General features: G+C 56.8%; 24 protein-coding genes and 3 tRNA genes. 7 read left to right on the forward strand and 20 right to left on the reverse strand.

Annotated elements, in window-relative coordinates:
- Positions 1–14: 14 nt before the first annotated feature.
- Together J4D52_RS15035 and J4D52_RS15040 are read right to left on the reverse strand one after the other, a co-directional pair.
- Positions 15–971: a sugar ABC transporter substrate-binding protein gene (locus tag J4D52_RS15035; RefSeq protein ID WP_025804153.1), complete on the reverse strand. Its 957-nt coding sequence runs from the start codon at positions 969–971 to the stop codon at positions 15–17.
- A gap of 249 nt (positions 972–1220) precedes the next feature.
- Positions 1221–1670, reverse strand: coding sequence for a hypothetical protein (locus J4D52_RS15040; protein ID WP_102677055.1), 450 nt, complete (start codon positions 1668–1670; stop codon positions 1221–1223).
- Between the two features lie 323 nt (positions 1671–1993).
- On the opposite strand from J4D52_RS15040, the gene J4D52_RS15045 reads away from it, so the two are divergent.
- From J4D52_RS15045 to J4D52_RS15055, 3 genes are all read left to right on the forward strand, one after another.
- Positions 1994–3082 (forward strand): asparaginase, encoded by a 1089-nt coding sequence (locus J4D52_RS15045; protein ID WP_025804155.1) that lies wholly within the window; start codon positions 1994–1996, stop codon positions 3080–3082.
- 235 nt (positions 3083–3317) lie between these two features.
- Positions 3318–3560, forward strand: a complete 243-nt coding sequence (locus tag J4D52_RS15050; protein WP_023968633.1) for a DUF1654 domain-containing protein — start codon at positions 3318–3320, stop codon at positions 3558–3560.
- 4 nt (positions 3561–3564) lie between these two features.
- On the forward strand, positions 3565–4254 hold the full coding sequence (locus J4D52_RS15055; protein ID WP_025804156.1) for an endonuclease: 690 nt from the start codon (positions 3565–3567) through the stop codon (positions 4252–4254).
- Positions 4255–4377: 123 nt separating this feature from the next.
- Here the strand turns inward: J4D52_RS15055 and J4D52_RS15060 are convergent, their stop codons facing one another.
- Positions 4378–4734 carry a hypothetical protein gene (locus J4D52_RS15060; RefSeq protein WP_063429350.1) on the reverse strand — a complete coding sequence of 119 codons (357 nt, stop codon included), beginning with the start codon at positions 4732–4734 and terminating at the stop codon, positions 4378–4380.
- Between the two features lie 267 nt (positions 4735–5001).
- On the opposite strand from J4D52_RS15060, the gene csrA reads away from it, so the two are divergent.
- Positions 5002–5196, forward strand: coding sequence for a carbon storage regulator CsrA (csrA, locus tag J4D52_RS15065; RefSeq protein WP_007920550.1), 195 nt, complete (start codon positions 5002–5004; stop codon positions 5194–5196).
- Positions 5197–5539: 343 nt separating this feature from the next.
- Complete coding sequence (locus J4D52_RS15070; protein WP_009048117.1) at positions 5540–5788, forward strand: hypothetical protein; 249 nt, start codon at positions 5540–5542, stop codon at positions 5786–5788.
- A 74-nt stretch (positions 5789–5862) separates the two neighbouring features.
- Here J4D52_RS15070 and J4D52_RS15075 read toward each other — a convergent pair whose 3' ends face one another.
- The 6 genes from J4D52_RS15075 to J4D52_RS15100 all read right to left on the reverse strand — a co-directional run bounded on the left by J4D52_RS15075 (position 5863) and on the right by J4D52_RS15100 (position 10475).
- Complete coding sequence (locus J4D52_RS15075; RefSeq protein WP_102677054.1) at positions 5863–6324, reverse strand: DUF2214 family protein; 462 nt, start codon at positions 6322–6324, stop codon at positions 5863–5865.
- Positions 6325–6458: 134 nt separating this feature from the next.
- Positions 6459–7865: a carbohydrate-binding protein gene (locus J4D52_RS15080; RefSeq protein WP_219736283.1), complete on the reverse strand. Its 1407-nt coding sequence runs from the start codon at positions 7863–7865 to the stop codon at positions 6459–6461.
- Between the two features lie 103 nt (positions 7866–7968).
- Positions 7969–8598, reverse strand: a complete 630-nt coding sequence (locus J4D52_RS15085; RefSeq protein ID WP_102677052.1) for a lytic polysaccharide monooxygenase auxiliary activity family 9 protein — start codon at positions 8596–8598, stop codon at positions 7969–7971.
- Between the two features lie 329 nt (positions 8599–8927).
- Positions 8928–9278, reverse strand: coding sequence for a hypothetical protein (locus tag J4D52_RS15090; protein ID WP_102677063.1), 351 nt, complete (start codon positions 9276–9278; stop codon positions 8928–8930).
- Positions 9279–9434: 156 nt separating this feature from the next.
- Positions 9435–9797 (reverse strand): NUDIX hydrolase, encoded by a 363-nt coding sequence (locus J4D52_RS15095; protein ID WP_025804162.1) that lies wholly within the window; start codon positions 9795–9797, stop codon positions 9435–9437.
- A gap of 201 nt (positions 9798–9998) precedes the next feature.
- Entirely contained in the window at positions 9999–10475 is a 477-nt protein-coding gene (locus tag J4D52_RS15100) for a DUF3757 domain-containing protein (RefSeq protein ID WP_173678549.1), read from the reverse strand.
- A gap of 368 nt (positions 10476–10843) precedes the next feature.
- Between J4D52_RS15100 and J4D52_RS15105 the strand changes: the two genes are divergently transcribed.
- The gene (locus J4D52_RS15105) at positions 10844–12478 is read left to right on the forward strand and encodes a glycosyl hydrolase family 28-related protein (RefSeq protein WP_102677050.1); all 1635 of its coding nucleotides are present in this window, start codon (positions 10844–10846) and stop codon (positions 12476–12478) included.
- A gap of 492 nt (positions 12479–12970) precedes the next feature.
- On the opposite strand, the gene J4D52_RS15110 is transcribed toward J4D52_RS15105, so the two are convergent.
- Both J4D52_RS15110 and J4D52_RS15115 read right to left on the reverse strand, forming a co-directional pair.
- On the reverse strand, positions 12971–14008 hold the full coding sequence (locus J4D52_RS15110; protein ID WP_063429344.1) for a hypothetical protein: 1038 nt from the start codon (positions 14006–14008) through the stop codon (positions 12971–12973).
- 1299 nt (positions 14009–15307) lie between these two features.
- A tRNA-Val gene (locus J4D52_RS15115) sits at positions 15308–15384 on the reverse strand.
- 183 nt (positions 15385–15567) lie between these two features.
- On the opposite strand from J4D52_RS15115, the gene J4D52_RS15120 reads away from it, so the two are divergent.
- Positions 15568–16851, forward strand: coding sequence for an FAD-binding oxidoreductase (locus J4D52_RS15120; protein ID WP_158246967.1), 1284 nt, complete (start codon positions 15568–15570; stop codon positions 16849–16851).
- A gap of 215 nt (positions 16852–17066) precedes the next feature.
- Here the strand turns inward: J4D52_RS15120 and J4D52_RS15125 are convergent.
- The 9 genes from J4D52_RS15125 to accD form a co-directional block, all read right to left on the reverse strand.
- Positions 17067–17143, reverse strand: a tRNA-Asp gene (locus J4D52_RS15125).
- Between the two features lie 59 nt (positions 17144–17202).
- Positions 17203–17278 (reverse strand) — tRNA-Val (locus tag J4D52_RS15130).
- A 159-nt stretch (positions 17279–17437) separates the two neighbouring features.
- Positions 17438–18205 (reverse strand): SDR family oxidoreductase, encoded by a 768-nt coding sequence (locus J4D52_RS15135; protein WP_219733791.1) that lies wholly within the window; start codon positions 18203–18205, stop codon positions 17438–17440.
- Between the two features lie 5 nt (positions 18206–18210).
- The gene (locus tag J4D52_RS15140) at positions 18211–19422 is read right to left on the reverse strand and encodes an O-succinylhomoserine sulfhydrylase (RefSeq protein WP_009048109.1); all 1212 of its coding nucleotides are present in this window, start codon (positions 19420–19422) and stop codon (positions 18211–18213) included.
- 33 nt (positions 19423–19455) lie between these two features.
- Positions 19456–20961 carry an amidophosphoribosyltransferase gene (gene purF / locus J4D52_RS15145; protein WP_007921973.1) on the reverse strand — a complete coding sequence of 502 codons (1506 nt, stop codon included), beginning with the start codon at positions 20959–20961 and terminating at the stop codon, positions 19456–19458.
- Between the two features lie 41 nt (positions 20962–21002).
- On the reverse strand, positions 21003–21560 hold the full coding sequence (locus tag J4D52_RS15150) for a CvpA family protein (RefSeq protein WP_007921975.1): 558 nt from the start codon (positions 21558–21560) through the stop codon (positions 21003–21005).
- A gap of 98 nt (positions 21561–21658) precedes the next feature.
- A complete protein-coding gene (locus J4D52_RS15155; RefSeq protein ID WP_063429340.1) occupies positions 21659–22348 on the reverse strand; it encodes an SPOR domain-containing protein in 690 nt (229 codons plus the stop codon).
- A complete protein-coding gene (gene folC, locus J4D52_RS15160) occupies positions 22332–23639 on the reverse strand; it encodes a bifunctional tetrahydrofolate synthase/dihydrofolate synthase (protein ID WP_063429338.1) in 1308 nt (435 codons plus the stop codon). Before folC ends, J4D52_RS15155 begins: the two co-directional genes overlap by 17 nt.
- Complete coding sequence (gene accD / locus J4D52_RS15165; RefSeq protein ID WP_025804169.1) at positions 23636–24556, reverse strand: acetyl-CoA carboxylase, carboxyltransferase subunit beta; 921 nt, start codon at positions 24554–24556, stop codon at positions 23636–23638. The genes folC and accD overlap by 4 nt, the downstream gene beginning before the upstream one ends.
- Positions 24557–24654: the final 98 nt, after the last annotated feature.

Consider the following 24654-nt stretch of genomic DNA (forward strand, 5'->3'; position numbering starts at 1 on the left):
CGCCGCCAGAACGATTACTGGGTGACCAGCTCAACCGGAGTTTCGATCACGCCATTGGCGCCGCCGTCCACCTTCTCGCCCTTGAGAATCTTCAGCGCCGTCTCGATACCGAAGACTGCCTGCTTGGCGGCGAACTGGTCGGCGGTCGCCAGCACGCGACCGTCCTTGAGCATCGGCTTGATGGCATTGATGTTGTCGTAGCCGACCACTTTGACCTTGCCTGTCTTGCCCGCCGCACGCACCGCCGAGACAGCACCGACGGCCATGCTGTCGTTACCGGCCAGCAGTGCCTTGAGGTTCGGGTATTCGCTGAGCATGGCGGCGGCGACACGGTTGCCGGCGTCGATTTCCCAATCACCGGATTGCAGCGAGACCACCTTGATCTGCGCGGCCTCCATCGCATCCTTGAAGCCTGCGGTGCGCTGCTGGGCGTTGGTGGTGGTCGATACGCCTTCGATGATGCCGACTTCGTCCCCGGCCTTCAGGTCCTTGGCCAGGTACTCGCCCACCAGGCGCGCACCCTTGCGGTTGTCGGGGCCGACAAAAGGCACGCTGATGTTTTTGCTCTTGAGTACCGCCGGGTCCAACTGGTTGTCGATGTTGATCACGGTGATACCAGCGTCCACCGCCTTCTTGATCACCGGCACCATGGCCTTGGAGTCCGCCGGGGCGATCACCAGCGCATTGACCTTGGAAACGATCATCTGCTCGACGATACGGATCTGGTTGGCGGTGTCGGTTTCATCCTTGATGCCGTTGGAAACCAGGTCGAAATCGGCGGCATGGTCTTTTTGATACGCCTTGGCGCCGTCTTCCATGGTGAGGAAGAATTCGTTGGCCAGGGATTTCATGACCAGGGCGACCTTGGGTTTTTCCGGGGTCTCGGCGAATGCCGAAGAGAGAGGAAGCGTAGCGGATGCGGCAGCCAGAACAGCGACAGCAAGAAGACGTCCAGCGAATGGCAGCTTCATGGGTTCACTCCGATCTTATGATTATTGTGAGCAACGCTTGCGCTGGAGTACGCTCGACGACCTTCAGACCCCGATGAACGCGGCTTGAAGCGAACCTGAGGCGCGTATGACTCTTATCGCCCAGGGCCTGCGCAAACGTTTGCGTAGAGCGAACTATGCGAACCCTGTCGGGATTTGTCAACGGGAAGCCAAGCGCCGCGGAATGCCAGGGCAGGCACCCCGCCTTGCGCCAATCGGAACATCGGGCAATCAAGCGGTGGTACTGACCAGCCCACCCGACGCGGAGTCCTTGTTCAGTTCCTTGACCAGCTTCCCCGCCACTTCCTGTACCGCGCCGTTGGTGGCGGCGATCTGGCCTTGAATCGCCATCACTACAGCCGCCTTGGCCTCAGGGGTCGGGTAACTCGCCGCCTGGGCAGCAGCCAACTGCTCCTGTTGTTCCTGCAATTGTTCCTGCAGTTCTTTCATGCGCTTGAGCAGCATTTTCACCACCAGGCTTTGAGTGTCCCCTTCGGAGCCTTGGGTCTCGGCCTTCTCGGCCTCGGCGCCGGACGCCACCCCCTGCTTGCCGTCTTCATCCAGCCCCAGGGCTTGCGCAGCGTTATCGGCGGCGCCCTGGCTCAGGGCATCGATAGTGGCCGGCGACTTGCCGTTGATGGTGATGGCCCCGGCAGCAGGAAAACCGACAGAAATAGACATGTGAGCTCCATAAGAAAACGATCCTTGAAGGGCATCGGCTGCAAGGACCAGCTCTTTAATTCAGGTTTTTCCTCCAGCCAATCAGAACTGTCGGACAACCGAACGCGAATCTTTCAACCATTCGGAAAACCGGACAGCAAAACGTCCGGCGCACCCGATAAATAAAAATAAATTGATATAAATCATTAAGTTAAAAGAGTTTTGCGGCCACAGTCCGGCTGGTACAGATCCTGCTCTTCCTTTTCGCCCGCGGCATTCAGATCTGTCTCGGGTGTATCTAGATGAACCTGCACCAGCACCGTCTCACAACTAGAGAGAAAATAATGAAATCTGCTTTCAACACCTTTGTTCCGGGCGCTTTGGCCCTCCTCTTGCTCCTTCCGACTGCATTGCAGGCCAAGGAAGTCGAAACCAAACAGAAGCTGGCCAACGTGGTCGTGCTCGCTACCGGCGGCACCATTGCCGGCGCCGGCGCCAGTGCCGCCAACAGCGCCACCTACCAGGCCGCCAAAGTCGGCATCGAGCAGTTGATCGCCGGGATCCCCGAGCTGAGCCAGGTCGCCAATGTGCGCGGCGAACAGGTCATGCAGATCGCCTCTGAAAGCATCACCAACGAAAACCTGCTGCAACTGGGCCGCCGCGTCGCCGAACTGGCCGACAGCAAGGACGTCGATGGCATCGTCATCACCCACGGCACCGATACCCTGGAAGAAACCGCGTACTTCCTGAACCTGGTGGAAAAGACCGACAAGCCCATCGTAGTGGTTGGCTCCATGCGTCCAGGTACCGCCATGTCCGCCGACGGCATGCTCAACCTGTACAACGCCGTTGCTGTGGCCGGTAGCAAGGAATCCCGTGGCAAGGGCGTGCTGGTCACCATGAACGACGAGATCCTGTCGGGTCGCGACGTCAGCAAAATGATCAATATCAAGACCGAAGCCTTCAAGAGCCCATGGGGCCCACTGGGCATGGTGGTGGAAGGCAAATCCTACTGGTTCCGCCTGCCAGCCAAGCGCAACACCCTGGATTCGGAATTCGACATCAAGACCATCAAGAGCCTGCCTGACGTCGAAATCGCCTATGGCTATGGCAACGTCAGCGATACCGCCTACAAGGCCCTGGCCCAGTCCGGCGCCAAAGCCATCATCCACGCAGGTACCGGCAATGGCTCGGTGTCTTCCCGCGTAGTGCCCGCCCTGCAAGATCTGCGCAAGAGTGGCGTACAGATCATTCGTTCGTCCCACGTGAATGCCGGCGGCTTCGTACTGCGCAACGCGGAACAGCCTGACGACAAATACGACTGGGTCGTGGCCAACGACCTGAACCCGCAGAAAGCCCGCATCCTGGCCATGGTCGCCCTGACCAAGACCCAGGACAGCAAGGAACTGCAGCGGATGTTCTGGGAATACTGATTGACCCGCCCGACCTGCTCAGGTCGGGCACCGTTCTACCCCACACTCGCCCGCCCTGGGCGAGTGCTCCGCCTCAACTGGCCGGCCCTCTTCTTTACCCCGCAGATAAAAAACTCAATCGTTTTGCAGTAATCCGCGGATATCGCTGTCAGAAGAACTTCTTGAATTTTAAGCGGTTGCGAAATTTCCTACAGTAAAATACTGTACGCGCATACAGCTTAATAAGGAATGTTCCGTGCCTGCCGCAGCAACTACCCCACCAAGCTCTTATGAACGCCTCGGTTTGCGCGTTCAGAAAATCATCAACTCGCCCAATGCGCAAAAAGCCAAAGCCGCCCTGATCTTCCGTCAGCCCGACGAAGCGGTCGACGAGTGGGAGCGCCTGCTCGAAGAAATCGCCGAAAACGACAACGTCACCCTCGCCTATCGCGATGACGGCGGTGTGCAGATTTTCTGGGTCGTGCCGAAGGAAGACTGAGTCGATGATTGTCCGCTGTTTTGCTGTACTGCTGTTTTGTGTAGCCCTGAGTGCCCAAGCCGATGCGCCCCGCACCTTCAACGAAGCGAAGAAAATCGCCTGGAAGCTGTACGCCCCGCAATCCACCGAGTTCTACTGCGGCTGCAAGTACAGCGGCAATCGGGTCAACCTCGCTGCCTGCGGTTATGTACCACGCAAGAATGCCAATCGCGCCGCGCGCATCGAGTGGGAACACATAGTTCCTGCCTGGCAGATCGGCCATCAGCGCCAATGCTGGCAGCAAGGCGGGCGCAAGAACTGCACACGCCACGACCCGATTTATCAACGCGCCGAAGCCGACCTGCACAACCTCGTGCCGAGCATCGGCGAGGTCAATGGCGACCGTAACAACTTCAGCTTCGGTTGGCTGCCGGCGCAGTCCGGCCAGTACGGCTCATGCCTGACCCAGGTCGACTTCAAGGCCAAGAAGGTCATGCCGCGCCCGTCCATTCGCGGCATGATCGCCCGGACTTACTTTTATATGAGCAAGCAGTACAACCTGCGCCTGTCGAAACAGGATCGCCAGTTGTACGAAGCCTGGAACAAGACCTATCCGGTACAACCCTGGGAGCGCCAGCGCAATCAGAGCGTGGCCTGTGTGATGGGGCGCGGCAACGAGTTCGTCGGCCCGGTCAACCTGAAGGCCTGCGGCTGATATCCGTCCAGGTTACCGATAAACGCCTGGGGCATGGACAGCCCCTTCAAGATGACTGAGCGCCGGCAAGGCCGGTCGCTCAACACCCCGGCGACGGCCTGGCCCGGCACTCAGAAGAACGGCTTATTGCGCGATGCGGTGCTCGATCACCTGCGGCTCGATATTGCGCTTCTTGGCCTTGGTCAGCTTCTCGACCAGCTCGGCTTTCTTGGCTTCGGCTTCGGCCTGGGAATCGAAGGGACCGATCAGCACCCGATCCTTGCCGTCTTCGACGACGACATAGGAAATGATCCCGTGCTCGATCAGCCAGCCGGCCAGATCGCTCGTCGCCTGAGGCAGGGTGCCGGCAACCAGCACATCCCATTGCGGCGTCGCGGCGGTCTGCGGCGGTTGTGCCTGGACAACCGGCGCCACCTTCTTGTCGGCCTCGACCTTCTTGCCCTCACCGCATCCCGCCAGTGCCAGAACCGCCATCATCATCGCTACTGTGCGCACAACCTACCCCTTGAAAGTCTGAGGCGGCGATTTTAGCACCCCAACCCCCTGTACAAACGCCACAAAATCAGCGCAAAACAAGGAGAATGATATTTATCGCCTCTGTATAGTTGCACCTCGGGAATTAATACCGCGTCTGCGCGTCAGAAAGAGGCACCCACACAGTGGTACTTCGCAGTAATCTATACGCACTACTACCGACATCTGCACTGTCTGAATCAGGTGCCCTACAAAGCAATCAAGGAGAAGATCATGCTGATACTCACCCGCAAAGTCGGTGAAAGCATAAATATCGGTGACGACATCACGATCACCATTCTGGGCGTTAGCGGCCAGCAAGTCCGGATTGGCATCAATGCCCCGAAAGACGTTGCAGTCCATCGCGAAGAAATCTACCAACGGATCCAAGCCGGCCTCACCGCCCCGGACAAACGCGAAACACCTTGAGCGTCATGAGCGGCCAGCCCTTTGTCTTACCGCAATGGCTGGCGCAGCGTCGTCGTTGATTGATTCCCCCCGCAGTACACTCCCTCTTCAAATGGCAGCGGCGCAGTCAAGGCCGCCACCGCCAGCCCTGAAAAAGCGCATTACCCAAGCCCGCCACCGATAGCGCTCCATCCCGGCAATCTGTCGATACGACTCGCCGGGAGAAGGCCTTCCCTCGTTTTTGTATAAATACTCAGTAGCGTGGCAACGAGCAGGAGGAGTAATTTCAGGACCTACCGCCTCCGCGAGCCTGCCGAGGCTTCCCCTTGCCACCGGCAGACGCTTTATGAACAAGGAGCGGTCAATGCAAGAGTTCGCTTACCTTCTGATCACCAACGACCTGAATGCGATGCGGACCATTGCCGCCTGCTCGACGGAGGGGCTCTATGAAGTCAAACGCGGAATATTCACCTTCCGCTCCCAGGCCAACGTCGACTACCTGCACCGCGCGCTGGCCATCGTCAGTGACGAGTTCGGCATCATTCCCGTGCAGCAGGCAGAGTTCAAAACCAATCGAGCCACCATCAGCAAGGCTTTCAGCCAACTCTGCTAGAGCGCGCTGCGCTCGATGACGCACAACAGCCATCTCGAGCCCGAGTACACTCGACTCGTCGCTCCTTCCTCGCCTCATGACTGGCTGAACATGACCCCACGCGCCATGCCGCTGGCCGCTACCACCATCAGCACAATCAGCAGCCCCTGCAGGTGGCTGATGCGCGCAAACAGCGTGGCGCGGTTGGTATCGATCGAGGAGCCGCGCCCCAGGGCGATTCGCCATTTGATCAACGTCACCATCGGCAATATTTCGAGCAACAGGATGATGACGAACAAGGTCATCTTGATGTGAAACAGCGGCTGGTGCAGGTAGTAATCCGTGCCTTTTTCGTAGCCAGCGAAGGCGCGCAGCAAGCCGGTGATCAACAACACCGCGGCGGCCAGCCCCCAGCCGTTGTCGGCCAGCAGAGCCCGGCGCACGTCCGCCCCCTCGGTGACCATGCGGCGCAACGCTGTACCGCGATTGAGCACCGCCGCAAACGCAACAGCAAAGGCCAGCAGGTGTACGGCGGCAAGAAACCAGTGCATAAGCATCGCTCCACTCTCCATTGACGGATGACAAAAAACGGCCTGTGAGTATTAGCCCATAACCCGCAGCTTTGCCTTGCCCGGCACACAACAAAAAAGCGCCCGTCATCGGGGCGCCTTTGTACTGTTTCTACCCGCGTTCACGCACGACGCTGGACCGCCACCCTGGCCCAAAGGGTAAAGGCGACATCCGGAGTCCAGCCGGCATTCGAGGTGTGCTCCTGGAAGCACAGATACAGACTGCCCTGGTAGGTCACACCATCATCTTTTCGGTAGTGATGATTCAACTGCCATTCTGGGTATTGCGGGTCAGGTACCCCGCCGGCGGTCTTGATGTTCAGGTTGGTGCTCGGCAGCGACTGATTACCCTGGGTATCCGTGGCGCTGACAAAGTAGCTGTACAGCGTATCGGTTTTCAGCCCCTCGTCCTTCAAGGTCAGCGAGGCCGTCTGGGCCACCGGTTTGCCATCGCGGAACAGGGTGTAGAACTCGATCGGACGAACGCCGTGGGCAGCACTCCAGCTCAAGGTCACGCTGTTTTCCGTCTGCGCCGGAGAAAACAGATTGCCCGGCGCCGAAGGTCGCTCTTCGCCACCGCCGCCATGAATCAGTGGCGCATAACGATCACGGAACTCCCAGTTGTAACGGACGCCGTACTTGTTGAGGCCATCATCCCAGTTGACCGACCAGGTCATCAGCCCCTTGATCGGCAATCCGGCACGATCCAGACGCTTGAAGGCATTGCTCACCGCCGCTGGATCAATGACATACCCGGTCGCCGCCGCATCGACGTTGGCCGGCAGACCGATCACGAACTTGTCGGCAGGGATGGCGATATAGCCACGAGTACCGGTGACCAGGCTCTCGGTCAGATAAAACAGAAAGTCTTCCTTCAGCGCGTCGTTGTTCTGGGCAATCCAGGCACCCTGCCCACCGTTGGCTTCCTGGACCCACAAACCATCACCGCCCTGGTTGTAGTACTGCGGCGCGATGAAATCGTAGTAGCCGTCCAGCGCCTGGATGTAACCGACATACTTGCCACCGGTGACGAGATAAGGAAACTCCGGCGCCATGCTGATGATGAAATGCTTGCCCTCACCTGCGTAGTGATCCTTCACCAGCTTGAGCGCCGCGGGCAGCACAGTCTTGTTGTCGGCAAAGTCGATGGCGCTCTGCTCGAGGTCGATGTCCAGCCCGTCGAAACCATAGGTTTCCACCAGACGGATGATTTCGTTGGCCAGCGCTTGCTCGTTGCCTTTGTGCAACTCGATATGAGCATCCGCACCGCCAAGGGAAATCAGCACCGCCCGCCCCTGGCTGTTGAGCACGCCAACCTGGCGTCGGAACTCCTCGTCCGACAGGTTGTAGGGCTTGAAGGTGGGAATGCCGTTGCCCTTCATGAAGGCCACCGCCACCACGTTGTACTCCTTGGGTACATCCACCAGGTCGAGGTTGGCGAACTGCCCCTGTTGGTAGCCGTCACTGGGACCTGCCGGCCAGTTGTGCCAGAAGCCCATGAGAATCTTCTTGCCAGCGATCGACGGCATCAAGGATGCCGAATCATTAGCCTGGGTCTTTACCGATGCAAAGTTGATCTTGTTCACGTTCTAATCCTTCAGAACCATTTAAAGAGAATGACAACATCTGCCGTTATTTGAAGTCGACGTCGAACGCCTGATAGAACGCATTACCGGTGTCGGCAACAATCCACGCCAGAACAATCACGTGATGGCCTCTCTTGTTCTTGGGCAGGGTCACTTGATGTTCGACCTTGGCTTTCATTTCATCGCCGTGCTGGTCATACGGAACTTGTGTGTAGAAGTCCTTGAAGAAAGCCTGCGGCTCCAGTTGCGCACGGCTGATACGCTGTTGCGGGGCCCAGCCATCCTTGGTGATGAACCAGCTGTAACCACGGGTCACATGAGGAGCGGTGTACTCCCACTTGACCCGGAACACCTGCCCCGGATCGACGTTGAGCAATGGCCAGGAGAACGAACGTCCAAGCTTCTTCGACATTTCCTCATTGGTGAAATTGAGGCAATCACGCTCGTCGGTCTTGCCGCCGCTGAGGATATGCCCATCAGCCGGTGGTACAACGCTGGCGACGTCACTCTCGTAAGGTGCCTGGAAAGGTCCGCCCACCAGGTCCGGGAAGTTTTTTCCACCTTCCATCTCGTTGACCTGCCAGGTGCCGAGCAGCCCCAGTTCGACGGCGACAGCACCACGACTGGATGGGGATACGACACGACCGTGTTTCAGTTGAACTAATGGTTTATTCATGTTTCTTCACTCCTTTGATCAAATAAAAAACCCTCCTTGAGGAGAACTTTTAAACTAGTCCAAATCAGTGCTTTGTCTACTGCCTCCCACATACAGAATGCCAAGCCAATTGTCGCATTCCAACAAAGCCGGGACTTCAAGAAAACAATTACAGCGCAAACCTACAGAGAGAAAGGCAAATAACCTACACAAGCAAATAAAAGAACGAATTTAATTATCCCTGTGCTAACTAAGCGCTCAGAACAACCAGCAGACATCCCCAAAAAAAACATAAACCCGGCAAAAGCCGGGTTCATGATCGGTTTACTGGATAATGTTCAGGAAAGGAATTACAGGCAAGTTGCCAACGCAGCCAGTCTACGCTTGGCAACCCAGTCGTCCTGGGTCGCGTAATAATTGACGGTGGTACCCGAAGCCTGCCCCCGAATATCGGCAAAGGACTCCGCCGAACGGGTATAGACCGTGTATCCACCCACCTTGGCAGGTTCCAGATAGGCCGACGCATCCACACCGAACACAGCTTCGTCCTGCCAGGCAAACTGCACGCACTGCACCACGACCTGCTCCGCCTTGGCCGACGAGAGCACCTTGTAGGGGCTCTTCGAACGCGCCTCATTCATCGCCGAGCCGGCACACCCTGCCAGCAACGCCGCGACCATTACCGCCATCAACACCCGCATCATGCTACCTCGCCGTGAAAACGCGACTGTACCACTCACAGGGCAAGCGATTGGCACTCGGCTGCGAGAAAACCGCTCGCCGACCATTTAGCCTACTGGCCGGAAAAACAAAAGCCCGCGCAAGGCGGGCTTCTTCATGAATCGATAACACCTCGGTTACAGGCGGCGTAAAAACGAACTCACGATACTCTTGGTGGCGGCCGTTGCATCCAGCTCGCTGGCAGCTCCATAGGCATGCCAAGCGATGGCCGCAATTTCATTCAAGGGACGGGCATCCCCGGCATTAGCCACGGCAACCTCGAACACATGATGCCGCACATTGCCGGCTTCGAACTCCAGGATGTATAGAGGCTCACTGGCATCCAACCCTGTCTCTTCCCGCAACTCACGTATCGCGGCAGCAGCGAGAGACTCCCCAGGCTCGACCTTGCCACCCGGTAAAGACCACTTGGAGCGATCCTTGCGGACAAAAAGAATGTGCCCTCCGTGTGCACAAATAACCGTCGCTCTGCTCTTCATACCTGCACCCTACCCGACCACACCCTGCCCGCATCGCACAGGGAACGTACATACAGACCGCAGCCGACTTAAAAGTGTCACAAAAATGTCATGAAATACATAGGCATCAAGGGTACCAAAAAGACAACGGCATAGCCTGGAGGGAGGAAGCATGTCGACAACTCAAAGAATGGCAAAGCCTATCCACGCAAACAGAGACATTTACCTCAAGTAAAAACTGCACGCATCTCTATAGGTATCAGTGCACTCCAGGATCGTCGATGAGGAAAAGTCCCGAGACTCTTTCCATGACAGCGAGTTCCCAATCCACATAACCTGTTTGTAATTGCTACCAAGATCAAGATGCATATTCAAATACCTACCACCGGAGGTCACATAGATACAGTTATTTATAAAACCAACTTTATCGACACCTTGGTGGGTCAATACAAAATAGCTTTTCTCGAAGTTGGTAACAGCCTCCATGACGCCATCAACCAACACGCCTACCCATTCAGCACCCTCATTTTTGGCCGGTGCAGTAAAAACCCCCGTCCTGGCCTTGATATCTCGTGGCAGAGGGCATGACTCCTGGTCGCCCGACCAGTCTGGGATATTGAAATAATTGCTCCCAGGTGCCGCATGCGAAAATGTAAAAAGCTGTGAACACAACATCCCCCAAAATACTAACTTACGCACGTCTTACTCCCTCGTGATTTCCAGAAGTAAGGTTCTATCAGTCAGAATAGCTTTAGGATGTAGGACAATTCCTAAAATTCTCATTTTCCCCTAACATTAGAGGTTCTACTTCAGCCGTCAGCACAGCTCCAGATATGAGCCACGCCTCTACCGCCAGCGAACAAAACATCGCCCAATGGTTGTCGTAGACGATGATTAGCATCCGCCTCACAAAGCCTCAAGTATCTTGACCTCCGTCACATCATCAGGTGGAGCGATGCGTCTAAATCAGCATCTATCCCAACATGGACACATTCGAGTTAGACTAGCGAGGTGATGGCACGATGAAGCCACGCCTGCCACCCTAGCTCCTTGAATTCGGAAAAAACATGAACCCTAAGAAAAATAAAGAACCACTTCCCACAAACCGTCGACGATTGCTCTCTCTTCTAGCTGCCACTTCCGCTCTGCTCATGTCATCCACGGCGAGATCAGCACCAGCTGCTTATAAAAATGACAACTTAAAAGATGCCAATTTCGCAAAAAACATAGAAGCTCTTAAGACCCTAGCCCCAACTTCAACTCAGTCGATTTTTGTGATTAACCATACGCTTTCCGGCGATGGAGGAGGTGGTCATTTTTTTTGGGATGAAAAGTCAACTGACAATGCTGACGGTGCTCTTGTCATAAAAAGCAGTTTATCGCCTAATGGCCGATGGCATCGCCAGCTCCAGACTAAAAATCTTATTAATGTCAGATGGTTCGGAGCAGTTGGAAACGGGGTAACAGATGATATTGAAGCCATTGATCAGGCGCTAAATGCCATCGACAAAAAAGGAGGAACTTTATATTTTCCAGATGGAAACTACCTCATATCCAAGACTATACACCTGAACAAAGACAATTTGAGCCTACTTGGCAATGGTTCATCAAGAACCATTCTGACGCTGGACAAGAATAGTACTGCTGAATATGCAATTTATAGTGACAGGCCAAGCAGCTACAAAATATCAGAACTTACCGTGGACGTTAACCAAAAAAACCGGGCCAACATTTTAGGAGACAGCCGCAGAAGTTGTGGAATTGTCTTATGCAACTGTAATGACAGCAGCATCAATAACTGCATTGTTAAAAATACAATTGGCGATACGAAAAACTATTCGGGGGTGGCCTTTGCTATTGCAGGTCGCTCCAGCCGATCAACAATATCCGGTTGCAGTGCTATAGATTGTGGACCGGACCTTACTAGAAAGTCAGATGGCTTCTTCACTTCTGGAGAACAAATTCTGACATCAAACTGCATTGCAAGCGGTGTCACAGATACTGCCTTCGTCATCGAAAGCTCCAGACTTTCTGGATTAACGGGGTGCACCGCTACAAACTGCAGCGCTGGGGCTGCTATATCCCATGCGGACATAGAATACGACTCCTCAGGAAACTTCATAAACGGACTATCTATAAATAACTACAACGCCACTGTTACTGGTGCAATATCAATAAATATACCGATTGAAATCAAAAGCAAAACAACACTCATAAACACCACAATTTCAAACGTCATCATCAACACAAAAAGTGGTCACGGCCCAGCCATAAATGCTCGCAGCATTTCCACCAACAACCAAATAACCGGCCTATCACTTACCAATATACGAATTAAAAACCCAGGAACTCAGGGAATATTGGCAAAAGCTGAAAATTTGATGATCAGTAATTGCGACATTGAAAGCTCAAATGACGCTTCGATCCAGATCGACGGATCAACACAAGTATTGATTCAGTCATGCAGAGCAACCCAAAACAAGTCGCCCATTGCAATTGCAATTATAGACTCGCAAAAAGTCATTATAAAAGATTCCGTCATTGACTGCCCACCAAATGGCGAGTGGGGAGTCTACTGTTACGGCAAAGAAACAGAAGCCATTGTCATGAATAACATAATCACAGGCTTTAAAAATGGCGATATCGGCTGTGACACAGGCGCAACAGTAACAGCCACACGCCCTCTACTTACAAAAATATAAACCCTGATCCGTTCAGATACAGAGTCTCAATTCGACTTTAAATTTCCAGCAGGCCCAACCTTTTTGGGTCTGCTGAAAATAATTTCAGAAGATTCTTGTTCACTAATAACTCAAGAGCACTCAGCACTTGAACCCTATTGACATCAAGAGCCAGAAGCAACTCCTTGCCTGGACACAAAAAGCCATCTTTCAAAGACTCTGCATACCCCCGGCAGGTATTACAACCAACAAACTATGTTCAAACGTTCCACCCAAAGTACCGGATAGATGACCACTACATTTTAAAATTCCCATAATTTTATTTATCTCAGCAACTCTCTCCACAGGCCTATAGGATGGCTAACCCCGATCAAACAGCAATATGATAGGACAAATTGGTGATAGCCTTTTAACAACTCAATATCGATCGGATGGTGGGCAAATCTAGAAATCAGAGTGCCCACCTGATCGAACAGGCAGACACTTGAATCAGCAGTCTTTTACCAGATTGAGTTACACGAAAAGGATAGGCTCAACAATGTAGCAGTCTTCGCAGTCATCGGTAATGACTGTGTCCAAGGCAATTGGTGACGCTACTTGCGGACGAAGCAGCCCAGAACGAATGGACGCTGTATAAACGCCAACGTTTACCGTATTGAAACGTCCCATCGCATTAACAGAAACAGTATCAATACAGTAATTCATCCCCTGACCAACACCGCAGCTTTCGCCGCCAGAGTTGATAATCCTTGTTGAATCCTGGCCCTCTACAACTACACCCCAGGTATTTTGATCATCCTCAATACCGGGCTCGGTACCAGTGCAGTAGCTGTTGATGATGGTGTTGTACTCGCCGCCATTGTCGAGCAGCAGCATACATCGACCAGTCCAGTCCACCGAGGTGATGTTCTCAATCACGCAGTGCTGGGCGTAGTGCATGTGCAGGCCCACCGCGCAGTTCCCGGTGAACTCCAGGTTTCGGATGTATACGTTCTTGATGGGGTCGCACAGGGCGACAATCGCGTTTTCCGGGTGCTCGCGCTTGATGACCCGGTTGACGATCAGGGAGTCGGCCAGGACATAGATCACCTGCCGGACCTCCATTGGCCCATCCAGCGGCATCGAGTAGGTGCCGAAATCGGTTGAGGCATCCGAAATCACAATCCATGATCCGTTCGTGTAAGGGGTCGTGTCGGCAACGAAAATCTGGGTTGTGTTCACTCCAGCCAAAGCAGTCAGGTAGCTCCCTGGCCGGACGTTGCCCTCGTAGTCAATCGCCGCGTAGCTTGGATCCGAAGGAAGGTCGGGGTTTCGTCCCACCCCACTGCAATCGATCGTAACCTTGTCGATCCCCGGCGCGGGCTCGATGATCTGGCCGCTATATGGCCAGTTGTCGTCGCGGTTCAGGAGGACCGTGGTCCCTATTGGGCACTCGGTGCCATTGATCTGCAGCCAGCGATAACCGGCGTTCAGGATCGACTGAATTTGAGGACCGTTATCAGCATTGGGATTCGGAGTGAATACGTATGGAGTGTCGACATAAATTGCCATATATCAATCTCAAGTTAGAAAAGTGAGGGCCCTCCATAGCCAAAATGCTGTATATCCATACAGCATAATATGACGATTTTTTATGAAAAAGTTCCAATCTGATCCTCTCATTTTTTAACGTAACCCTGAAATCCTGCCAACACGATCAGTCCTTGGCCGCCAGTATCTTGAACCGAACCACCACCCGGACCACCTTGCCAAGCATGGTGGCGCTGAACTCAACCTCGCAGTCTACAAACTCGCCAAGATCAGCTGAGAGCGCTCCTGAGGCCATTGTGGATGCTCAGCAAATTGTCCTGAAGTTAAAACCTTCCCAGACACGAGCCCTGGCCTCCCTGATCAGCTTGCTGAAGAATGCCGCTTCCGCTGACATAGCGCTGGACGTAAATCTGGTGACGGGCGGCCGCGCCTTCCAGAAGCTTTCGCTACTCCTTTCCGGTGCCTATAGGTGGGTGGTGACAAGATCAGTCCGACCCAGCTTGAGCACGCCACCCTGGCACAGGATCCCCCGATCACCCGATGTTGCAATGAAGCCCTACTACCAGGACCCCGGCCAGGATGCCCGCGTGGTCACGATCTCGACGAGAAACGCCTGATTCAGCCAGAAGGCTATATCGGCTAAATCCGGCTCGCAGGCCATGAAGCGTTGAGCGTCGAGGAGGACTCGCCTGAATACCCTGAAATGTTGCCGACAATAGTGCCGGCACACTATTGCCGGAACCGTACCGGATGCGCACTACTTTGGCTGTTTAGATACCACCGACCTTCTGAACGATACGAGTGCCGATCATCAACATCTACTCGCCCTTATCCTTCATCAGCCCGTGCTCCAACTGACTCTCGGCCGCCTGTACCAGGCTGCCAAACCGGAGTCGCTTGGGAAGCCCCAGAGTCATGAAACCCCACTTCATCTGAAGATCAATATGGGGAAGGCCCTGCGCGATGTCGTGGACGATTGCATGCAATCACTACTGGTATCGCCCTACCTGATCCACAACAAACCCAAGGTGCGCAGGCACGAGCAGATAGACGCCAAGGACCACTGGACCTCTGTTACGCCAGACTATCTGTCGAGGACTTCAGCAAAGCCTTGGAGCTGCACACGCCTACGACCTCATAGAAGATGACGAAACACTATCTGGAGAGGCACACCGAAAAAGAGATCGCGTTCCTGAAGGTGGGCGCCGATTCGGCCTTTTGAATGGGAGTTTTTGCAAAGGTTTTGAAAACCGCAGACAACAAAAAAGGGCCCACCTTTCGGTGGGCCCTTCCAGACCGCCCAGCAGAGCGGATTTTGTTTGGTAGGCGCGATTGGACTCGAACCAACGACCCCCACCATGTCAAGGTGGTGCTCTAACCAACTGAGCTACGTGCCTGCTGTGAGGCGGCATTCTACGGAATTCCGGAGGGGTGTCAACACCTTTTTTGCAGCTAACCCTCTGAATATGCGAATTTTTATTTTTCGGGCTCAGCAAGAAGATTTTTCGATGGCTGGTAGGCGTTTTTCAACTCAGGTAGGATCGACGCAATCGTCAAGAATATTAAACAGAGGTTACAGGATGGCGAACACTCCTTACCCACAGTCGTATTACGCGGCGTCAGCCAACGCTGCTCCAGCCCGCCCGTCACTGCAAGATGATGTGGAAACCGATGTCTGCGTGATCGGTGCCGGTTACACCGGCCTGTCCAGCGCCCTGTTCCTGCTTGAGAACGGTTTTAAAGTCACCGTCCTGGAAGCGGCCAAGGTTGGCTTCGGCGCTTCCGGGCGTAACGGTGGGCAGATCGTCAACAGCTATAGCCGCGATATTGATGTGATTGAGCGCAGTGTCGGCCCCAAGCAGGCTCAGCTGCTTGGTCAGATGGCCTTCGAAGGCGGCAGGATCATTCGTGAGCGGGTCGCCAAGTATCAAATCCAGTGCGACTTGAAGGACGGCGGAGTGTTCGCCGCCATCACCAGAAAGCAGATGGGCCATCTGGAGTCGCAGAAGCGCCTGTGGGAGCGCTACGGCCACACCCAGCTGGAATTGCTGGATCAGAGCCGCATTCGCGAAGTCGTCGCCTGTGACCTGTACCAGGGCGGCATGCTCGACATGAGCGGTGGACACATCCACCCACTCAACCTGGCATTGGGCGAAGCGGCAGCCGTGGAGTCCCTGGGCGGCGTCATCTACGAGCAATCCCCTGCGGTGCGCATCGAGCGCGGCACCAATCCGGTGATACACACCCCACAAGGCAAAGTCAGGGCCAAGTTCGTCATAGTCGCGGGCAATGCCTACCTGGGCAACCTGGTGCCGGAGCTGGCCGCCAAATCGATGCCGTGCGGCACCCAGGTCATCACTACCGAACCCTTGAGCGATGAGCTAGCAAAAAGCCTGCTCCCCCAGGACTACTGCGTCGAGGACTGCAACTACCTGCTGGACTACTACCGCCTTTCCGCCGACAAGCGCCTTATCTTCGGCGGCGGCGTGGTGTATGGCGCCCGCGATCCGGCGAATATCGAAGCAATCATCCGACCGAAGATGCTCAAGGCCTTCCCGCAACTCAAGGACGTGAAGATCGACTACGCCTGGACCGGCAACTTCCTGCTGACCCTGTCGCGCCTGCCGCAAGTCGGACGCCTGGGCGACAACATCTACTACTCCCAGGGCTGCAGCGGCCATGGCGTCACCTACACCCATCTGGCGGGCAAGGTACTGGCAGAGGCCCTGCGCGGCCAGGCAGAGCGTTTTGACGCCTTTGCCGAGCTGCCGCACTACCCCTTCCCTGGCGGCCAGCTGTTGCGCACCCCATTCACTGCGTTGGGTGCCTGGTATTACAGCCTGCGGGACAAGCTGGGGCTCTGATAACCTCGCTCTTCTCCAAATAAAAAAACCGCCCATAAGGCGGTTTTTTTGCGGCTTTGCAGAGGGGGAAATATCGACTGCCGGAGCGGCATCGAAAAAAGCCGGATTCCGAAAACAAAAAACCCCGGCCTTTCGACCAGGGTCTTTGCTATCGATCCGAAGAGCCTGTGGCTTCTTCGTCACCTGAGGGCGTTCAGTATTCCCTCAAGTAGATATGGCGCAGCGGACGGGACTCGAACCCGCGACCCCCGGCGTGACAGGCCGGTATTCTAACCGACTGAACTACCGCTGCGCGTCGGTTGGATGCTTCCGTGGAAGCCTCCGCCTTTCTTTCGAAAGACACTCAAGAAGTGGTGGGTGATGACGGGATCGAACCGCCGACCCTCTGCTTGTAAGGCAGATGCTCTCCCGGCTGAGCTAATCACCCTTTGCTTCGTTGAGGCCGCGAAATTTACGCAGATACCGATGCTAAGTCAATACCCTGCTTGAAGTTTTTCTGAAAAAGACAAAATCACGACAAAGCCTGCAGAAGGGACCAACAACACCAACGACCTCAAGCCGCGCTCGTTGCATCCTCCACGCGTCATCAATCGCGATAAATCATTTTCTTGCTCATGCCGCCATCGACCACGAACTCCTGGCCAGTGACAAAACCGGAGTTCTTCGACAACAGCCACGCCACCATCGCCGCCACATCTTCGACCGTCCCTACCCTGCCCGCTGGATGCTGGGCATGATCGGCATCGCTCAAAGGTTCGGCCCGACGCGCCGCCGGATCCCGGGCGTCGATCCAGCCGGGGCTGACCGCATTGACCCGAATCTCCGGCCCCAGGCTCATGGCCAGCGCATGGGTCAAGGCCAGCAGACCGCCCTTGCTCGCCGCATAGGCTTCAGTGTCAGGTTCCGATTGCCGGGCACGGGTAGACGCCAGGTTGACGATGGCTCCGCCGTGAGCGCGCAGATACGGCGCACAGTGCTTGGCCAGAAGCATCGGACCACTGAGGTTCACCGCCAGCACCCGATTCCAGTAAGCCAGGTCGAGGCTTTCCAGGGTGATGTTGCGTGGATCGGCGACCGCTGCGTTGCACACCAGCGCATCGAGGCGCCCGAACTGCCCCAGCACTTCGGCGACACCCAGGGCAACCTGCGCTTCATCCGCCACATCCATACCGATGAACCAAGCGCTGTCACCCAGGACCTTGGCCACCTGGGAGCCGCGTACACGGTCCAGGTCGGTCAGCACTACCTGCCAGCCTTCGCTGATCAGCCAGGCAGCGATGCCCAGGCCGATACCCCGTGCCGCGCCTGTCACCAGCGCGACGCGGCCGTTGGCAATGCTCTGCTGTTCGGACAACTCGATCACAAGGCTGCCAAGCCGCGCGCCAGGTCGGCTTGCAGGTCCACCACATCCTCAAGGCCGACAGCGATACGAATCAGGCTGTCACGGATGCCCGCCGCTTCACGCTCTTGCGGCGCCAGACGGCCGTGAGAGGTGGTGCTCGGATGAGTGATAGTGGTCTTGCTGTCACCCAGGTTGGCAGTAATGGAAATCAGGCGAGTGGCGTCGATAAAACGCCAGGCCCCTTCCTTGCCACCCTTGACCTCGAAGCTCACCACCGCGCCGAAACCACGCTGCTGACGCTTGGCCAGTTCGTATTGCGGATGGCTTGGCAGACCGGCGTAGTGCACCTTCTCGATGCCATCCTGCTGCTCCAGCCATTCGGCCAGGGCCTGGGCATTGGCACAATGGGCGCGCATACGCAGGTTGAGGGTCTCGAGGCCTTTGAGGAAGATCCAGGCGTTGAACGGGCTCAGGGTCGGCCCCGCGGTACGCAGGAAACCCACCACTTCTTTCATCTGTTCGCTGCGACCAGCCACCACACCGCCCATGCAACGACCCTGGCCGTCGATGAACTTGGTCGCCGAGTGCACCACCACGTCCGCACCCAGCTTCAGCGGCTGCTGCAGCGCCGGCGTGCAGAAACAGTTGTCGACCACCAGCATCGCGCCCTTGGCGTGAGCCACTTCGGACAGCGCTGCGATATCCACCAACTCGGCGAGCGGGTTGGACGGCGATTCAACGAACAGCAGCTTGGTATTGGCCTTGATCGCCGCATCCCAGCCGGACAGGTCCGCCAGGGGCACGTAATCGACTTCGATACCGAAGCGCTTGAAATACTTTTCGAACAGGCTGATGGTCGAACCAAACACACTGCGCGAAACCAAGACATGATCGCCCGCGCTGCACAAGCTCATGACCACCGAGAGAATGGCCGCCATGCCGGTGGCGGTGGCCACGGCCTGCTCGGCGCCTTCCAGGGCGGCGATGCGTTCTTCGAACGCCCGCACGGTCGGGTTGGTGTAGCGGGAATAGACATTGCCCGGCACCTCGCCGGCGAACCGCGCGGCCGCATCGGCGGCCGTACGGAACACGTAGCTGGAGGTGAAGAACATCGGATCACCATGCTCCCCTTCCGGGGTACGGTGTTGGCCGGCGCGCACGGCCAGGGTATCGAAAGCTACGCCATCAAGGTCGCTGTCCAGCCGACCGGCATCCCAATCCTGACTCATGCCGCCTACTCCTTATGTCTTTAATGCTCTAAATCAGTTGTTGTACAGATCGATGATTGCACTGACCGCCTGGGTCTTGGCCTTGGAGGCATCGTTACGGGCGTTCTCGATCTTGTTCAGGTAGGCCTCGTCGACGTCGCCAGTGACATATTTGCCATCGAACACCGCGCAGTCGAAGTTCTCGATCTTGATCTTGCCACCACCGACCGCCTCGATCAGGTCAGGCAGATCCTGATAGATCAGCCAGTCGGCGCCGATCAGATCGGCCACATCCTGAGTCGAACGATTGTGTGCGATCAGTTCGTGAGCGCTCGGCATGTCGATGCCGTACACGTTCGGGAAACGCACGGCCGGCGCTGCGGAGCAGAAGTAGACATTCTTCGCGCCGGCTTCACGAGCCATCTGGATGATCTGCTTGCAGGTGGTGCCGCGAACGATGGAGTCATCCACCAGCATCACGTTCTTGCCGCGGAATTCCAGCTCGATGGCGTTGAGCTTCTGGCGCACGGATTTCTTGCGTGCGGCCTGGCCCGGCATGATGAAGGTACGGCCGATGTAGCGGTTCTTCACGAAGCCTTCGCGGAACTTGACGCCCAGGTGGTTCGCCAGCTCCAGCGCCGCGGTACGGCTGGTATCCGGAATCGGGATGACCACGTCGATATCGTGATCCGGACGCTCGCGCAGGATCTTCTCGGCCAGCTTCTCGCCCATGCGCAGACGCGCCTTGTACACCGACACACCGTCGATGATCGAGTCCGGACGCGCCAGGTAGACGTGCTCGAAGATGCACGGAGTCAGTTTCGGATTGGTCGCGCACTGGCGAGTGTGCAGCTTGCCGTCTTCAGTGATGTAGACCGCTTCGCCCGGCGCCAGGTCGCGGATCAGGGTGAAGCCCAGCACATCCAGGGACACGCTTTCGGAGGCGATCATGTACTCGACGCCTTCGTCGGTGTGACGCTGACCGAAAACGATCGGGCGAATACCGTGAGGGTCGCGGAAGCCGACGATGCCATAACCGGTGACCATGGCCACTACCGCATAACCACCAACACAACGGTTGTGCACGTCGGTCACGGCGGCGAACACGTCTTCTTCGGTCGGTTGCAGCTTGCCACGCTGGGCCAGCTCGTGAGCGAAGACGTTGAGCAGGACTTCCGAATCGGAATTGGTGTTGACGTGGCGCAGGTCAGATTCGTAGATCTCCTTGGCCAGCTGTTCAACGTTGGTCAGGTTACCGTTATGCGCCAGGGTAATGCCGTAAGGCGAGTTGACGTAAAACGGTTGAGCTTCGGCCGAAGTCGAGCTGCCAGCGGTCGGATAACGCACATGGCCAATACCCATGTGACCGACCAGGCGCTGCATGTGCCGTTGATGAAAAACGTCACGGACCAGGCCGTTGTCCTTGCGCAGGAATAACCGGCCATCATGGCTGGTCACGATACCGGCAGCGTCCTGGCCGCGGTGCTGGAGGACGGTTAGCGCGTCATACAGCGCCTGATTGACGTTCGACTTACCGACGATACCGACGATGCCACACATGCGACGCAACCCCTACTTAATGAAACTGAACTGAACACATCTTACTGAGGCGTTTTGGCCGGTAAGAGTTGTTCCTTGAACGGTATTTCAGCGGGTACGCTGATACCGCTGGCCAGCCACTGACTGCTCCACCCCAATATGAGGTTTTTTGACCAGTCTGCAACCAATAGAAATTGTGGCACCAGTCGCGACTGCTGCCACCAGGAATCCTGTTGTACCGGTCCCAGGCTCAACAGCCCGACTGCCACGACCACCAGCAACGCGCCACGCGCCGCGCCGAAGGCCATGCCCAGAAATCGATCGGTCCCGGATAGCCCGGTGACGCGAACCAATTCGCCGATAAGATAATTGATCATTGCGCCCACGATTAAAGTGGCGACAAACATGATGGCACAGCCCGCGATCACGCGAGCCGAGGGAGTCTCGATGTATCCGCTGAGGTATTCGGACAGAGAACCGCCAAACATCCAGGCAACGACTCCTGCGACGATCCAGGTAAGCAGCGACAGCGCTTCTTTGACGAAGCCGCGACTCAAACTGATCAAAGCGGAGATGGCGATGATTGCAACGATCGCCCAGTCAACCCAGGTAAATGGCACAGTGCAGCCTACAGACGGATAAGGCGGCGCATTTTAACAGAGCGCATGGCCGTCGGTAAGCTGCGATTCACTGTGCTTTGCAAATCAAGGCGATAGCCTTAACCGCGCTCAGGCTGGAAGCGCACGACAAAGCCCTTGAGGTTCTGCTGACGGCTCAGCAAGTCGCGCAGGCGATCTGCCTCGGCCCGCTCGATCAACGGGCCGACGAACACCCGGTTCTTGCCATCGGCGGAACGGATATAGGCGTTGTAACCCTGGCTGCGCAGGGTTTTCTGCAAGTTTTCAGCACTTTCCCGACTGGACAGGCTGGCCAGTTGCACCGACCAACTGACCGACAGGCCATTCGCATCGACACGACTTGGGGTCGCATCGGGCTTGGTTGGCGCTGCGGCAATCGGCTGGGCAGGAGCCGGCTTGGGCGCTGGTGCCGGCGGCGGAGCCACTGGTTTGCTCGCGGCGACTGGTGGCGCCGCCGGAGCCGGGACTGGAGCTGGAGCCGAAGCAACCGGGGCACCTGGAGCAATCGGCATCGAAGGCGCGACCTGCTTGGCCACCTCTTCATCGGTGGGTACCGGCTCCTGTGGCAGGGCCTGCGGCTCGGGCACCACTACTGGCTCGATCTGCACCTGGGTTACCGCAGGTGTCTGAGGCACTGCTGGCGCTTCGACATTGACATGCCGCTGCTCATCTTCGCGGGAAAACAGCATCGGCAGGAAAATCACCGCCAACGCCACCAGAACCAGGGCCCCAACCATTCGCTGCTTGTAGACGTTATCCAGCATAGCCATGTGCAGCTTCCTCCGTGGAGCGCCGGGCGAGCCACTCGAGCGCCTCGGCAACACAATAAAAAGATCCGAACAGCAGAATCTCGTCTTCGGCCGTAGCCTGCGCGCACTGCCCTTCCAGCGCAGCAGCCACACTCTCATAAGACGTTACCGAAGCCCCAAGGTTCTCCAGTGCCGCCTGCAAGTCCGCAACGGGACGCGCTCGAGCAGAATCCAGCGGCGCCACCGCCCAATGCTCGACACAGGCATCCAGACGAGCAACCACACCCTCCAGATCCTTGTCCGCCAACAGGCCGAATACCGCCAGGCGCTTACCCGCCACCGGTCGGCGCATCAGGCGCTCGGCCAGATACTCCGCGGCATGGGGGTTGTGCCCGACATCCAGCAGCAGGTTCAGGCGCTTGCCTTGCCATTCGAACTGACGGCGATCCAGGCGCCCGACCACTCGCGTCTGCCGCAAAGCTTCGGCGATGCGCTCGGCCTGCCAAGGCAGCCCCAGCAGCAAATAGGCCTGCAAGGCCAGCGCGGCGTTCTCCATGGGCAGATCGAGCAGCGGTAAGTCGCGCAGCTCGACGGCATTGCCCCGCGCATCGAGACCGCGCCACTGCCAGTTCACCTCAGTAATTCCCAGGTCGAAATCACGACCCCGCAGGAAGAACGGGCAGTTCAACTCACGCGCCTTATCCAGCAGGGGTTGAGGAGGATTCAGGTCACCGCAGAGCGCAGGCGCACCCTGGCGGAAAATGCCGGCCTTCTCGAAGGCCACGGATTCACGGGTGTCGCCCAGATAATCGGCATGGTCGACGCCGATGCTGGTGACCAGCGCCAGATCGGAATCCACCAAATTGACCGCGTCCAGGCGCCCGCCCAGGCCTACTTCCAGCACCACAGCATCGAGACCGGCACGCTGGAACAGCCAGAAGGCCGCCAAAGTGCCCATCTCGAAATAGGTCAGGGAAATTTCACCGCGCCCGGCCTCGACCGCGACAAAGGCCTCGCACAGCTCGGCATCGCTGGCTTCGACACCATCGATCTGCACGCGCTCGTTGTAGCGCAACAGATGGGGAGAATTGTAGACACCGACCTTCAGCCCCTGGGCTCGCAGCAAAGACGCCACGAACGCACAGGTAGAACCCTTGCCGTTGGTACCGGTCACCGTGATGACCCGAGGCGCCAGCCTGCCCAATCCCATGCGGGATGCTACTTCTTGCGAGCGCTCCAGCCCCATGTCGATGGCTGACGGATGCAACTGCTCAAGGTAGGCAAGCCAGTCGCCAAGGGTACGTTCGGTCATATGTTTGCAGGCACCGGTGGCACCACAATCGCCTCGACAGGCGCGGCGACAAACTCAGGCGTCGGCAAGCCCATCAGCTGAGCCAGCAGGTTGCCCAGGCGCGGACGCAGCTCCTGGCGCGGGATGATCATGTCGATGGCACCATGCTCCAGCAGGAACTCGCTGCGCTGGAAACCTTCCGGCAGTTTTTCACGCACGGTCTGCTCGATCACGCGAGGACCGGCGAAACCGACCAGGGCCTTGGGCTCGGCGACAATCACGTCACCCAGCATGGCCAGACTGGCGGAAACGCCACCGTAGACCGGGTCGGTCAACACGGAAATGAATGGCAGCCCTTCTTCACGCAGGCGCGCCAGCACCGCGGAAGTCTTGGCCATTTGCATCAGGGAGATCAGCGCCTCCTGCATCCGCGCACCGCCGGAAGCGGAGAAGCAGATCATAGGGCAACGTTTTTCCAGCGCGTAGTTGGCGGCACGCACAAAACGCTCGCCAACGATGGCGCCCATGGAGCCGCCCATGAAGGAGAACTCGAACGCCGACACCACCACCGGCATACCCAGCAGGGTACCGCTCATGGAAATCAGCGCGTCCTTTTCACCGGTCTGCTTCTGGGCCGCGGTCAGGCGATCCTTGTACTTCTTGCCGTCGCGGAATTTCAGACGGTCTACCGGCTCCAGGTCGGCGCCCAGTTCGGCACGGCCTTCAGCGTCGAGGAAGATGTCGATGCGGGCGCGAGCACCGATGCGCATGTGATGGTTGCACTTGGGGCAAACGTCCAGGGTCTTTTCCAGCTCCGGACGATACAGCACCGCCTCGCAGGATGGGCACTTGTGCCACAGACCTTCAGGCACCGAGCTTTTCTTCACCTCGGAACGCATGATCGAAGGGATCAGTTTGTCTACTAACCAGTTGCTCATGCTTTCTTTCTCCAGTACCGGCGGCCCGAACGCTCTGGTTCGCGGCCCCGCGTATGCCCTTGAGCTAAATTCATGTGTGCGGCGATGATCTGTTCGCT

Source organism: Pseudomonas sp. GW460-12-10-14-TSB1, from assembly GCF_017349775.1.
Lineage (GTDB): Bacteria > Pseudomonadota > Gammaproteobacteria > Pseudomonadales > Pseudomonadaceae > Aquipseudomonas > Aquipseudomonas piscium.